Below are 13313 nucleotides of genomic sequence, written 5' to 3'. Positions count from 1 at the left end.
ATGGCCTATAACATCAAAGATATAGCGAAAATAGCCGGAGTTTCTGTTTCGACAGTTTCTAAAATCATCAATAACTACAGTGAAATTTCGGAAGATACCAAAACGAAAGTTCTACAGATTATAAAAGAGACCGGGTATACCCCTTCCAATTCAGCTAAGACATTGGCAACTAAATCCTCAAATCTCATAGGTGTTATATTTGCCGGGAAGCTGAACGTTGATTTTACTCATCCTTTTTTTGTCGAAGTGCTTAATGCCTTCAAAAAACAAATGGGCCTGCTTGGTTACGACCTTTTATTCTTCTCGAACGAAAAGTTCCAAAGCGGTGACACCAACGACTATTTAGCCCGTTGTCAGCATTATAATGTGGACGGGTGCGTGCTCATCTCTGGACAAGAGCTGGAACCTTCCATCGCCCAATTGGATAATAGCCCTATCCCTTGTATTGGCGTTGACTTAAAGCTATCCGGAGGTAACTCCGGTTATATCATGTCAGATAACTTTAAAATGTCCTCCAAAGTAGTAGAACACTTTTATTTACTTGGTTATCGAGCGCTTGGGTATATCGGCAGCACACTGGAATCAGACATCTCAAATATGCGCGAAAGTGGTTATCGTAAAGCGATTGAGGATTTAGGATTGCCAATCAACGAACGATGGTTCATCAATGGAAGTAATTTTTACGAAGCCAGCGGTTATGAAGCCATGCGCCGAATGATTGCTGGCGGAAATCTGCCAAGGGCTGTATTTGCTGCCTCAGACCAGCTTGCTATTGGTGCAATCCGGGCCCTTAAAGAAGCATCCCTATCTATTCCCGATACGATTGCGCTTATTGGCTGTGATGACATCGAAGCCTGCAATTATACAACGCCGAAGTTAAGTACAATTAGACAAAATAAAAGCAAGATAGGGCGCCTGGCCGCTCTGATGCTTTATGACCTTATAAACAGCCAGTCGGGCACAACTTCCTTCATCGTAGTAGAGCCTGAGCTCGTTGTACGGGAGTCCTGCGGCGCAGCTGAGCGAAGCCTGAATACGGCTCAATAACACGCGGCATATCAGCGATTGGTACAACGCTCCGTTCGCAGCAGCGTCCACCCAAGTGCTAACGTTGATCCTGCTTTAAAAACAAAGAGGCTATCCCAGCATGATATGATATGCTCCCCATATAGTAGACAGGTGAAATAATAAAAACCTGTTACTGTATGGGGAGTATTTTTATGGAACAAAAGAAGTTTACAGCATTTGAAAAATTAACGATTCTCCAAGAGGTTGAATGCGGCCAGATCGGGCTCAAGGCTGCAGCTCGAAAGTACGGATTATCTAAAACATCTCTAGTGAAGTGGCGACGACGTTATCAATTGTACGGTTTTGAGGGGCTGGAAGTCCGGTCCTGCAACCGAAAATATACTGTGGAAATTAAGCGCCAGGCCGTTAAAGATTATATGGAGGGGGCATTGTCGCAATATCAAATCATCGACAAGTATAAGATCGCAAGTCGAACCCAACTCGCCAACTGGATTAAGAAGTATAATGGTCATAGCAGCAGCTTAACAGCTAATTCAGGAGGAACTAGAGCTATGACCAAAGGACGCGTAACCACTTGGCAGGAACGGATGGATATCGTGCTGTACTGCCTGTCGAATGGACAAGACTACACAAAGGCAGCAAACCATTTCCAGGTTTCTTACCAACAAATATATAGCTGGGTGAAGAAGTACGAAATAGGGGGCGAAGAGGCATTACGAGACGGCAGAGGACGTACCAAAGCACCTGAAGAGCTCACAGAAGCAGATCGCCACAAACTCGCGATGCAAAAGCTGGAATATGAGAATGCGCGGCTGCGTGCAGAGAATGCTTTTCTAAAAAAGTTAGAGGAACTCGAAAGGAGGAGACGCTAAGTCACGTTCGTCAGGAGAACATCTACCTGGCTATTCAGGCCATTCAGCAAGAGGAGTCTTGCTCTATTCAGCTTTTGTGTAACATCGCAGGGATCTCACGGTCAAGCTACTACAAATGGTTGAATCGTGAACCCAGTTCCCGGGAGACCGACAACGTGAAGCTTACACAGGCCATGCTTCTCCTGTATGAGAAGGTGGAACGAATCTTTGGGTATCGTCAATTGACCCTGCATTTGCGCAGACAAATGGGTAGAGTCATTAACGCGAAGCGAGTGTACCGTCTCATGAGGCTCCAAGGCATCCAGTCCGTCATCCGCAGAAAGAGGAAGAAGTACGTAGGCTCTGCGCCTCAGCAGGTTGCAGAGAACGTACTGAACCGTAAATTCGAGGCGGAAATGCCAAACCAAAAGTGGGTAACCGATGTAACGGAATTTAAATATGGTAACGGGCGGAAGGCGTATTTAAGTGCAATAAAAGATCTGCATGACAAGTCCATTGTTGCTTACGTTCTGGGTCATTCTAATAATAATTCGCTGGTTTTTAAGACGCTGGAGTTGGCTTTGCAGGCAGCACCAGAGACCCACCCCTTACTTCATAGCGACCGTGGTTTCCAGTATACCTCTCTGCACTTTAAGCAGATGCTGGACGAGGCAGAACTAACGCAGAGCATGTCCCGGGTGGGCTGCTGCATTGATAACGGACCCATGGAATCCTTCTGGGGGACACTGAAATGTGAGAAGTATTACTTGCATACCTACCGGACCTTTGAAGAGCTCCAAAAAGACATTGATAATTACATACATTTTTACAATTACGAACGGTTACAGGCAAAACTAAACGGCCTCAGTCCCAATGAATTCAGGACTAAGGCCGCTTAAGGATCTTTTATTATTTACGCTGTCTACTTGACGGGGTGCAGTTCATTTTGGGACAGCCCCTTTTGTGTTTTAAGAGCAGATTCTACAAAAAGAACAATGGACGGCCGTTACTACTAATACGATACATACGAGCACCCTGATCATCAGCGGCAATCTGAGACTGAAGAACATGTTCGCCATGCTTCCCTTCATCTTTCATCATGATGTAGTCCAACTTTTATGTATTTTCTTTATAACGGCATCTATACGCGCAATCCACATAGCGCTAATCCCTGCGTTATTAGCACGTCACTTTTATTAGCTGCAAAATGTATAAAACAACCATGGTTATTCTTATCATTAGTCTTCTTCAGGCGATCTCTTCGAAAGAGGCCTTGTTCATTCTGATTCGCCCCAGCCAAAAATATCTTCAAAGACTATCTCCCAATGCAAAAACTACCTATCGATAAATTTAGACTTTGGGCTGAAACACAAAATAAGGGGCGTCTCAAGCAGCCATTTCATGGCTTTTGAGACACCCCTTATCGTTACAGACTCTTTTGGTGGCTCCCGATCTAACCTGCGGGCTACCTGACCAAGAGCTTCGTCTTATAGGTCGAAGTACAGGGAGTATTCATGCGGATGTACACGAATCGCAACTTCTTGTGCTTCAGAACGTTTCAGAGCGATATAGTTATCGATGAAGTCTTTAGTGAATACGCCGCCTTCAGTAAGGAATTCGTAATCAGCTTCCAGAGAATCTAGCGCTTCGCTCAGGCTGCCCGGAACGCTGCGGATTTTTTCTTTGTCTGCATCGGACAGTTCATAGATGTTCTTGTCCAGAGGACCATAACCCATTTCTTCCGGGTTGATCTTCTTCTTGATTCCGTCCAGACCGGCCATCAGCATAGCTGAGAATGCCAGGTAAGGGTTAGCTGTGGAATCCGGTGTACGGAATTCGATGCGACAGCCTTTAGGCGTCACAGCAGCTACCGGGATACGAACAGCAGCGGAGCGGTTTCCTTTGGAGTAAACCAGGTTAACCGGTGCTTCATAACCAGGAACCAGACGTTTGAACGAGTTAGTGCTTGGGTTAGTCAGCGCGATCAGTGCCGGAGCATGATACAGGATACCGCCGATATAGTGCAAGGCCATCTCACTCAGGTTGGCATAAGCGCCTTTTTCGTAGAACAAAGGAGCGTCGCCGTTAAAGATAGATTGGTGAACGTGCATGCCGCTACCATTATCGCCGAACAGCGGTTTTGGCATGAACGTTGCCACTTTTCCGTATTGGCGTGCAGTGTTTTGCACAATATATTTGTAAGTCAGCAGATTATCAGCTGTTTTCTTCAAGGTATCAAAACGGAAGTTGATTTCCGCTTGGCCTGCAGTTGCTACTTCATGGTGATGACGTTCAATTTCAAGTCCGGCTTCAGCCAGCAAACGGCACATTTCGCTGCGGATATCCTGTTGGGAATCCACCGGCGCTACTGGAACATATCCGCCTTTAACGCCAACTTTAAATGCAAGGTTGCCGCCTTCTTCCTTACGGTTGGTATTCCATGCCGCTTCTTCAGAATCTACGAAGAAGGAAGAGCTGTTCATTCCGCTCTCATAACGCACATCGTCGAAGATAAAGAACTCGGATTCTGGTGCGAAGAATGCTGCTGTACCCACACCGCTTGCCTGCAGGAATTCTTCTGCTTTTACTGCAATACCACGAGGGTCGCGCTCGTAACGTTCACCATCAGGGGTGAAAATATCGCACATGATGTTCAGCGTCGGATGAGCTGTAAAAGGATCGATATATGTAGTGCTTGGATCAGGCATCATTACCATGTCAGATTCTTCAATACCGCGGAATCCTTTGATGGAAGAACCGTCAAACGCAACACCATTTTCAAATGTTTCTGCTTCCACTGCGGATGCTGGCAATGAGATATGGTGAGCACGTCCACCCAAATCTACAAAACGAAAATCCACCCACTCGATATTGTTTTCCTTGATCGTCTGCAACACTTTTTCAACCGACATGAATATATTCCTCCCCAATTTCCGAACATTAGGCCGCTCACAGTATCAAATGTTCTTGTTTATAATTTTTTTGCTGTCGTCATTATAAATCTCAAACCTAACATCGTCAATGCTTATGTCAGGTATTTTTGAAGACAATGTAAGATATTCTAACGCTTTAGTGAAAAAAGCAACTTTCTCAATTCCTATGTCACATTCATTCAATACGATACATAAAAACCGTCCTCTCCCTACGCCCGTAAGCGGAGAAGAGGACGGCCTAAAGGCTGATTTCTGCTTCTTGTACTAAAGAATCGGGGCAGCCTCAAGAGACTCCGAGAACTTGCGTCCCACCAGCGGAGCAAGCTTCTCCAGATCTCTCAGCAGGGTGTCAAACTGCTCAGGGAACAGCGACTGGACCCCATCGCCTGTCATGGAATTGTCGGGATCGGTATGCATTTCGATAATAAGCCCGTTGGCTCCCGCAGCAACAGAAGCTTTGGCCATCGGCGCAACCAGTTCACGCCGTCCTGTACCATGGCTCGGGTCAGAAATCACCGGAAGATGGCTGAGGTTCTGAAGCACCGGAATTGCTGACAAATCCAGCGTGTTGCGGGTGTAGGTTTCAAAGGTGCGAATTCCGCGCTCACAAAGCATGACATCGCGGTTGCCGCCGGCCAGAATGTATTCAGCCGCATTGAGGAGCTCATCGTAAGTAGCACTGAAGCCGCGCTTAAGCAAGACAGGACGTCCGCAGGTGCCCAGCTTGCGCAAGAGGTCGAAATTCTGCATATTGCGTGTGCCCACCTGCAGTATATCAGCATGCTCTGCACAAATATCCACATACTCCGGTGTCATTACCTCGGTAATGGTCAGCAGACCATGCCGCTTGCCGGCTTCTGCCATCATTGTCAGTCCTTCTACACCGACACCCTGGAAGCTGTAAGGTCCGGTACGCGGCTTGAACGCGCCTCCACGCAATACTTGACCACCGGAAGCTTTCACCAGCCGGGCGATTTCGTCAATCTGCTCCGGGGATTCAACGGCACAAGGCCCACCCATAATGACAAGATTCTCCCCGCCGATCTTCACGCCACGGATATCGATAACCGTATCCTCCGGATGGAAATCACGGCTCGCCAACTTATAGGATTTGGAGATTTTCACTACGTTCTCTACACCTTTCATCTGGCGCAAATGCTCGGCAAGCTTCGGTGTGACACCACCGATCAGGCCGATAACCGTATGATCCGCCCCCCGGGAGAGATGAACCTGCAGCCCTTCCTTTTCGATAACGGCAATAATATCATTTACCTGCTCTTGCGGTGTTTGATTGGATGTAATAACGATCATATTATAGCTCCCCTTTTAAGCAATTATTTAGCAAATGTTACCTTATAAATCGCACAATACTATCACGCTACGACGCGTGTACGCTTTTAAGCACTAAAGTGATTTTACCGCATTTTGTTCTTTTCGTCAACCTTCAATTACGGTCCCAGCTGCACTAGTTACCATTTATTTGCATAACGAAGCTATCTCTCTGGTGTACATTGGAAAATCAGCTGGTACAGTATGGAATAATTAAAGGGATATCCATCCAATAACAAAGAGCACACAGGCTCCGCTGCCGGAATCTGTGTGCTTCATTTTCACCCAATTTATAAGTTCAAATACCGGGGTAAACCTTAGGTAGCGCTCGCAGTCTTGTTCTTCACCGGAGGCAGCAGCTTCGCCATATTCACCGTACGTTTGATTTCCCATGTCTCCGGAAGCGCCGGATCATACTGCTCCAGGTAACTGATAACTTCCTTCGTAATCGGTGTAGGCGTCGAAGCGCCGGACGTTACCCCTACCTTGGACACTCCCTTAAGCCACTCTGTATTCAGTTCCGACACGTCGGAAATACGGTGGGCAGGCACGCCTGCGATCTCTTCTGACACCTGTGCCAGACGGTTGGAGTTATTGCTTCTAGGGTCGCCAACAACGATAACCAGATCACATTGACCAGCCTGCTCCGCTACAGCTTCCTGCCGTACCTGGGTAGCCATACAGATCTCGTTGTGCACCTCAGCGCCGGGGAACTTCTCCAGCAGCTTTTTCATGATATTTTTAATATCCCACTGGCTCATCGTGGTCTGGTTCGTAATAACGATACGGGAAGAAGGCACAGATAACCCTGCAATCTCCTCTTCCTTCTCAATCAGGTGGACATGCTCCGGGGCAATGCCGACAGCGCCTTCCGGCTCCGGATGGCCCTTCTTGCCAATATAAATAATCTCATAGCCTTCCTCTGCCTTCTCCTTGATGAGGTCATGCGTCTTGGTTACATCGGGGCAGGTGGCATCTACGGTTGTCAGCCCCTTGGCGCGGGCCATCTTGCGTACCTCCGGCGAAACGCCGTGTGCGGTGAAGATAACGGTACCACTGTCGACTTTATCGAGAATATCCAGACGGTTATGCCCGTCTAGAGTTATAATTCCGTCATCCTCAAAAGAATTGGTAACATGACTATTATGAACAATCATGCCCAGTATATAAATTGGCCGGGGCAGATCAAGATTTTGTGCGGCCTGCCGTGCCATTACCATGGCGTCGACGACACCGTAGCAATAGCCCCGGGGAGATATTTTGATAACTTCCATGAATTCACCGGCTTTCTGCTGTCAATGACGGCTGTAATAGGACCTGCCTAATTATACCCTATTCCAGCGGCGGAGCAAAGAGAAGGGGCAGCCAGATGACAAAAGTAGTCCCCTCGCCCTGGCGGGTAACGACCTCCACTGAACCGCCATGCTCATCAATAATCCACTTGGCGATGGATAGCCCGAGACCAATTCCTTCCGTAATGCCCCGCGACTCATCGGCCCGGTAGAACCGGTCAAAGATATGCGGCACCTCATCCTTGTCCATCCCGATTCCGGTATCCGTGATGCGGATCCCCACCTGGCTCTGATAAAAGACAGCGTCCAGCGTCACTACTCCGGAAGGTGTGTATTTGAAGGCATTATCGATAAAAATGAATAACATCTGCTGCAGATAATCCTTGTTGCCGACAATATATTTACCGTTCAGATGCCCCATAGCCCCTACAGACCATTCCGCCTGCCGCGGCAGGAAGGACGCCCGGCGGGCGACCTCAGTCATCATCGGCTCGAGCGCTACCGGCTCCTTATCAAAGGTCCGCCCGGTATCGGAGCGTGCCAATGAGAGCATATCCGCGACCAGCCGGCTCATGCGCTGCGATTCATCGGCAATATCCTTCACCGACTCCATAGAGAGCTGGCGGATTTCCGCCTCGGTCATTCTGCTCTCTCCCGGCTCCATCTCCCATATTTTTTGCAGCAGGTCGATGTTCCCGCGAATCGTGGTAAGCGGAGTCCGCAGCTCATGCGAGGCATCGGATACAAACCGGCGCTGGGTTGCATACGAATCCTCAAGATCCTTATAGAAGCCCTCCATCCGCCCGAGCATGCTGTTGACCGTTTCAATCAGCCGCCCGATTTCATCCGGCGGACCGTCATATTCAATGCGGGAGCTCAGATCGGTTCCCGTCTGAATTCCGTTCGCAGCTTCAATGACCATGCCGATCGGGCTCATGGATTTACGGGCCAGGAACAGGCCGAAGGTGAAGGCTGCGATCAGCGTGGCAAAGGAGCCGACGAGCAGGATGTTCTTGAGCCGGGTCAGCATTGTCACTTGTTCCCCAATATATACAGCAACCTGAAGTACACCTGCGTGATTGCCACTGCTAGTAGCAACATCAACTGCCTGCTGGTAGATCAGAAAGGGATTCCCGCCATAATAGGACTGAGAGAATCCTTGCTGTTTCTGGACGTTATCTTTCGCAGGATATTTGAATTCCAAATTGATCTGTGTCATGTTCGTGCTGAGAATCAGCTTTTCCAGGTCATAAATATACACTTGGGCAAATAAGCTCTGCCCTGCAGGTCCTCTAAGCACCGGCCCCAAAGTACCGTCATTGTTCAGGCCCATGTCGGGTTGAACCTGCTGTGCCTGCAGTTTAAGCCGGTCCTTCAAATCACCATAAGTATTGAAATAGACGAAACCGTAAATTGCGGCTGATAAAGCCAGCAGCATAACGGCCAAAACCCCTGAATACCAGGCTGTCAGCCGCAATTTAATAGACATGTTTAATTGTCACCTCTTAGAATATAACCGGCTCCCCGGATCGTCTGGATCAAACGTTTGCCGCCGTGCTCCTCCGTCTTCTGGCGCAGCATGGCAATATAGACCTCAAGCACATTGGACTCCCCGCTATAATCATAGCCCCAAATTTTATCCATAATCAGGTCGCGGGACAATACACGCTTCGGATTCTGCATGAACAAATGCAGCAGTTCAAACTCCTTGGCCGTCAGCTCCAGACGTTTGCCGGCGCGAGTGACTTCACGCGAGTCCACATCCAGCGTAATATCCTCATACGACACTGCCTGATCTGCGCCGCCCCCCTGCTCGCTCTTGCGGCGAAGCAGTGCGCGCACCCGGGCCAGCAGCTCCTCCAGCGCAAAGGGCTTTACCAGATAATCATCTGCTCCAAGATCCAGCCCTTTGACCCGGTGTTCGATTTCATCCTTGGCTGTCAGCATCAGTACAGGCACACTGCTTCCGCCTTCCCGTAAACGACGGCAAACCTCAAACCCGTCTACCTGCGGCATCATCACATCGAGTATAACTACATCGGGATCGCTGTTCAGTACAGCACGCAGTCCATCGGCCCCGTTGGCCGCAGTTTTTACATCATACCCCTCAAAGGCAAGACCACGGCGCAGCATGGATATAATTTTTTCATCGTCATCAATAATTAGAATATTCGGTCGCATCAAGCAGCCCCCATTGTCTAAATCGTTTATCTCTATTGTAGCATGAATGCGCGGCCCAGCGCCCTGTGCAGCAAAAACGGAAGGGTTCCCCCCTTCCGCTGTTCACTTTACCGTCCGGTGTATTTTACTGCTTCTGAGTTTGGGTGGTGTCAAAATCATTTTTGTTGCCGATGGTAACCGGAAGCTCCAGCGTTTTGCCGTCACGGACCACATTCATTGTGACCTTGTCTCCAACCTTCAAGGATTGGATAAAAGTAATCAGATCCTGGCTGGTTGCATATTTCGTTCCGTTCACACCTGTAATGATGTCATAAGGACGCAGGTCGGCGGAATAAGCCGGTGATTTAAAGACAATCTCAGCAACCACAGATCCTTCTTTGATGTCAGTACCCATTTGCTTCGCCACTTCATCTGTAATGGTCATGAGCGAGGCACCGATAAATGGAACAGGTTCTTTCGGAATTTCCTGGTTGGCTTCAAGTTTGTCTACTACCTCTTTGATGGTGTTGACCGCAATGGCAAACCCGATACCTTGAGACTGCGTGCTAACGGCAACATTCATTCCGATAACCTGGCCGTTCATGTTAAGCAGCGGTCCGCCGGAGTTACCAGGGTTGATTGATGCATCGGTTTGAAGCAGGTTTTTGTAATTGCGTGTCCCGCTGCCGTCTTCTTCGTTAATATCAATGCTGCGGTCCTTCGCACTCAGCACACCAGCAGTGACTGTATGATCGAAACCTTGCGGGTTGCCGATCGCGACAACTTCAGAGCCTACCTTGATGCTGTCGGAATCTCCAAGAGCCACTGTAGGGAAGTCTGCCCCTTCGATCTTCAGTACTGCCAAATCCAGATCTTTGCTGGCGCCGAGCAGCTTCGCCTCATAAGGTTTGGTGGTTCCATCAACAGTTACTTGAATAACATCTGCATTATCAACAACATGCTGGTTAGTCAGTATATATCCGGTCGAATCATAAATGAAGCCTGTTCCAATACCGTAAGGAGTTAGCTGGGATGAATCCGACTCTGGTTCCGACTGGGAATTCCTGTCCGTCCCGGAAGATCCACTGCCTCCGAATTGATCACCGAAGAAAAATTGTGAGAACGGATCGCTCGTGTTTGGATTGGTTGAGCTTCTGCCGGAGCCCGTTTTGACCAATGTCTCGATTTTGACGACTGCCGGTCCAACTCCATCTACTACACTCGACACATCACCTGACCCGGTAACAAGTGCGGTGGTGGACGTCGAAGGAGTAATATGGGCATTGCCGACTGCCGTCTTGGCTGCCGGGCTGGCCACTGTAGCTGTTACCGCCTGTTCACCACCTGTGAACCAGTTACCGCGGTCTGCCATGAACATCGAGCCTGACAGCACGACCATCCCGGCGAGGAAAGAAATCAAGGCGGTTTTTATCGGTCTCTGGGGCTTGCGGTTATACTGCCAGCCGTTGCCGCCATCCGAACCGTTGCCGCCATTGCCGCCCCGTCCACCGCCGTCATTCCCGGTAGTGCGAAGTGAAGTGCTGTAAGGGGCCGGTTTGATCGGCTGCGGAGGAGTGACCTCTACCCGCTCCGACTCCATCCGGTTGTAATGCTGTACATCATCCGGATTCATCTCGTCTTTGTTCAAAGATTTAAAAGGTCCATAGGAATAGTAGTATGAGGATCCTGAATCGGTTGATTGGTTATCATTGCTGCTGTCAATGTTCTTAGTATTATCCCATTCCCGATCCGGTGAAGGTTCATTATCACGATTGAAGTTGTTTTTGTTATCGTCCATGTTTACGTTCCTCCCGTGCCTTGCCTGTTCGACAAGGAGTATTGTGTTGTTCTCTTGTTCTTATTTTGTACTTTAAACCTTAAGGTCACATTAAAAACAATTTAAGCGGAGATAAAAGATAATAGGGTTCAGACAAAACAAAAAGGCCCGCGCGCACATTGCCGCGCCGGCCCTTAACAACATCTTATAATAATCAAGCTTCATCTGTAATGAATCCATTTCCTTTATCCCTGCGCCCAGCCCTTGCGGTGGGCGTAAATCGCCAGCTGTGTGCGGTCGTCCAGTTCGCATTTCATCAGCAGGTTGCTGACATGTGTCTTCACCGTCTTGATGCTGATATGCAGCTCCTCACCGATGTCCTTGTTGGTCTTGCCTTCGGCAATAAGCAGCAGCACTTCCTTCTCACGCTCGGTTAGGCCGGAGGAATCCCCCTGTACGGTCCGCTGGCGGATGCCGCGGGTCAGCGCCTGTGAGACATCGCCGGTCATGACCGGCATGCCGCGGTACGCTCCTTGCAGCGCGTAGATCAGTTCCTCGGCCGAGACTGTTTTGAGCACATAGCTGACCGCTCCGGCTTCAATAGCGTCAACAACCAGATCATCTTCCAGGAAGCTGGTGAGGATGACAATTTTAAGCCCGGGGAATTCGGCTAGGACGGCCCTCGTCGTTTCGGCACCGTTCATCACCGGCATCATCAGATCCATCAGCACAAGATCAGGCAGACCTTCCTGTCCGCCGGCCTTCAGCATTTCCAGCGCTTCCTGGCCATTCGCCGCTTCGCCGATAACCTCGAAACTGGGCTCCAGCATCAGATACGTTTTGAGCCCCATCCGCACCATATCATGATCATCCACAAGCAGCACTTTTATAAGACTCATGTTCTATTCCCCCTGTTCCTGATAGCCCTGCACAAACTTTGGAATATGTACGCGGATCGTCGTTCCCGCTCCCTTGCGGCTGATAATTTCCACTTGGCCGCCAAGCTTTTCCGCACGCTCGCGCATCGTGGTGAGCCCGTAGGACCCCTGCTTGTGCTGCACATGCTCAAAGCCCTGACCGTCATCGCTGATGCTCAGTACGACCTGCCTCGGCACTTCGCGTAACGACAGGCTGACCACCCTTGCTCCTGCATGTTTGACGATATTGGCCATCGACTCCTGAATAATCAGGAACAACTGATGCTCGATCGCTTCCGACAATTCGCCCTGCAGTTCAAGCTCCTTCACGCCTTTTAGCCCATTCTGGCGGCAATAGTCCGGAAACCATTTCTCCAGCGCTTCAAACAGATTACGGCCTTCCAGTTCCACCGGGCGCAGCTGTGCAATCAGCGCTCTCATCTGCTTTTGCGCCATTTGGGACATCGTAATTAACTGGTTCATCACGATCTGGCCCTGCTCTTCATTGCGTTCCAGAACTTTAGGCAGCGAAGAAGCGGACATATGAATCGCAAAAAGCTGCTGGCTCACCGTATCATGCAAATCCCGGGCCATTCGCCTCCGCTCTTCCAGTACCGCGCTCTCCGCTGCCTTTTCTTTTTCAATCACTTCCTGTTCCCCTAGCCGTTGCAGCAATTGCATCTTGTTCTCCACGGTGTCCATCATAATGTTAAATTCATGGTAGACCCGCGCAAAGGACTGATCATCACTTTCAGGCATCCGTACAGACAAATTGCCTTTGGCCACCTGCAGCATGTTCAGATCCAGATGATCGATCCGGCGCTGAATCCGCTGTCCAGCCACATAGCCGATAACCACGGTGAACAGTACAATCCCAACACACAGGTACACCCACATGCGGTAATCCACAACTTCGATATAACCCAGGCATGTTCCGGCATACACAAGTCCGGCAGCCAAACCTCCGCTGAGCAGGAAGTAAACAAGCAGCATCCATTTGGTATTGCTAAAGATCGTCCCCATCC

General features: G+C 49.4%; 10 protein-coding genes. 2 read left to right on the top strand and 8 right to left on the bottom strand.

What is annotated here, in order from left to right; translation table 11 throughout:
* Positions 1-1047 carry a LacI family DNA-binding transcriptional regulator gene (locus NST99_RS09395; protein WP_341091256.1) on the top strand — a complete coding sequence of 349 codons (1047 nt, stop codon included), beginning with the start codon at positions 1-3 and terminating at the stop codon, positions 1045-1047.
* Positions 1048-1220: 173 nt separating this feature from the next.
* Positions 1221-2779 (top strand): IS3 family transposase gene (locus NST99_RS09390; protein WP_341091255.1). Its coding sequence is split into 2 segments (ribosomal slippage): positions 1221-1854 and positions 1854-2779, totalling 1560 coding nucleotides; the frame shifts between segments, so codons are not numbered across the junction.
* Between the two features lie 588 nt (positions 2780-3367).
* Here NST99_RS09390 and glnA read toward each other — a convergent pair.
* The 8 genes from glnA to NST99_RS09350 all read right to left on the bottom strand — a co-directional run bounded on the left by glnA (position 3368) and on the right by NST99_RS09350 (position 13311).
* Positions 3368-4792 (bottom strand): type I glutamate--ammonia ligase, encoded by a 1425-nt coding sequence (gene glnA, locus NST99_RS09385; protein ID WP_341091254.1) that lies wholly within the window; start codon positions 4790-4792, stop codon positions 3368-3370.
* Positions 4793-5077: 285 nt separating this feature from the next.
* Positions 5078-6124, bottom strand: a complete 1047-nt coding sequence (aroF, locus tag NST99_RS09380) for a 3-deoxy-7-phosphoheptulonate synthase (protein WP_341091253.1) — start codon at positions 6122-6124, stop codon at positions 5078-5080.
* 335 nt (positions 6125-6459) lie between these two features.
* Positions 6460-7416: a 4-hydroxy-3-methylbut-2-enyl diphosphate reductase gene (locus tag NST99_RS09375; protein WP_038588386.1), complete on the bottom strand. Its 957-nt coding sequence runs from the start codon at positions 7414-7416 to the stop codon at positions 6460-6462.
* A 58-nt stretch (positions 7417-7474) separates the two neighbouring features.
* Positions 7475-8923, bottom strand: a complete 1449-nt coding sequence (locus NST99_RS09370; protein WP_341091252.1) for a sensor histidine kinase — start codon at positions 8921-8923, stop codon at positions 7475-7477.
* 2 nt (positions 8924-8925) lie between these two features.
* The gene (locus NST99_RS09365) at positions 8926-9615 is read right to left on the bottom strand and encodes a response regulator transcription factor (RefSeq protein ID WP_341091251.1); all 690 of its coding nucleotides are present in this window, start codon (positions 9613-9615) and stop codon (positions 8926-8928) included.
* A gap of 124 nt (positions 9616-9739) precedes the next feature.
* Positions 9740-11392, bottom strand: a complete 1653-nt coding sequence (locus NST99_RS09360) for a S1C family serine protease (protein WP_341091249.1) — start codon at positions 11390-11392, stop codon at positions 9740-9742.
* Positions 11393-11616: 224 nt separating this feature from the next.
* Positions 11617-12270 (bottom strand): response regulator transcription factor, encoded by a 654-nt coding sequence (locus NST99_RS09355; RefSeq protein WP_341091247.1) that lies wholly within the window; start codon positions 12268-12270, stop codon positions 11617-11619.
* Positions 12271-12273: 3 nt separating this feature from the next.
* Positions 12274-13311 (bottom strand): HAMP domain-containing sensor histidine kinase, encoded by a 1038-nt coding sequence (locus NST99_RS09350; RefSeq protein WP_038588372.1) that lies wholly within the window; start codon positions 13309-13311, stop codon positions 12274-12276.
* Between the last annotated feature and the right edge of the window lie 2 nt (positions 13312-13313).

The sequence above is a fragment of the Paenibacillus sp. FSL L8-0470 genome (assembly GCF_038008625.1).
GTDB lineage: Bacteria > Bacillota > Bacilli > Paenibacillales > Paenibacillaceae > Paenibacillus_AQ.
This window is presented reverse-complemented; position numbering and strand designations above follow the sequence as displayed.

Excerpts from the sequence above, each read along its gene's own strand:
- NST99_RS09395 (WP_341091256.1), top strand. The coding sequence starts at position 1 with ATGGCCTATAACATCAAAGATATAGCGAAAATAGCCGGAGTTTCTGTT.
- NST99_RS09360 (WP_341091249.1), bottom strand. The coding sequence starts at position 11,392 with ATGGACGATAACAAAAACAACTTCAATCGTGATAATGAACCTTCACCG.
- NST99_RS09365 (WP_341091251.1), bottom strand. The coding sequence starts at position 9,615 with ATGCGACCGAATATTCTAATTATTGATGACGATGAAAAAATTATATCC.
- aroF (WP_341091253.1), bottom strand. The coding sequence starts at position 6,124 with ATGATCGTTATTACATCCAATCAAACACCGCAAGAGCAGGTAAATGAT.
- NST99_RS09350 (WP_038588372.1), bottom strand. The coding sequence starts at position 13,311 with ATGGGGACGATCTTTAGCAATACCAAATGGATGCTGCTTGTTTACTTC.
- glnA (WP_341091254.1), bottom strand. The coding sequence starts at position 4,792 with ATGTCGGTTGAAAAAGTGTTGCAGACGATCAAGGAAAACAATATCGAG.
- NST99_RS09355 (WP_341091247.1), bottom strand. The coding sequence starts at position 12,270 with ATGAGTCTTATAAAAGTGCTGCTTGTGGATGATCATGATATGGTGCGG.
- NST99_RS09375 (WP_038588386.1), bottom strand. The coding sequence starts at position 7,416 with ATGGAAGTTATCAAAATATCTCCCCGGGGCTATTGCTACGGTGTCGTC.
- NST99_RS09370 (WP_341091252.1), bottom strand. The coding sequence starts at position 8,923 with ATGTCTATTAAATTGCGGCTGACAGCCTGGTATTCAGGGGTTTTGGCC.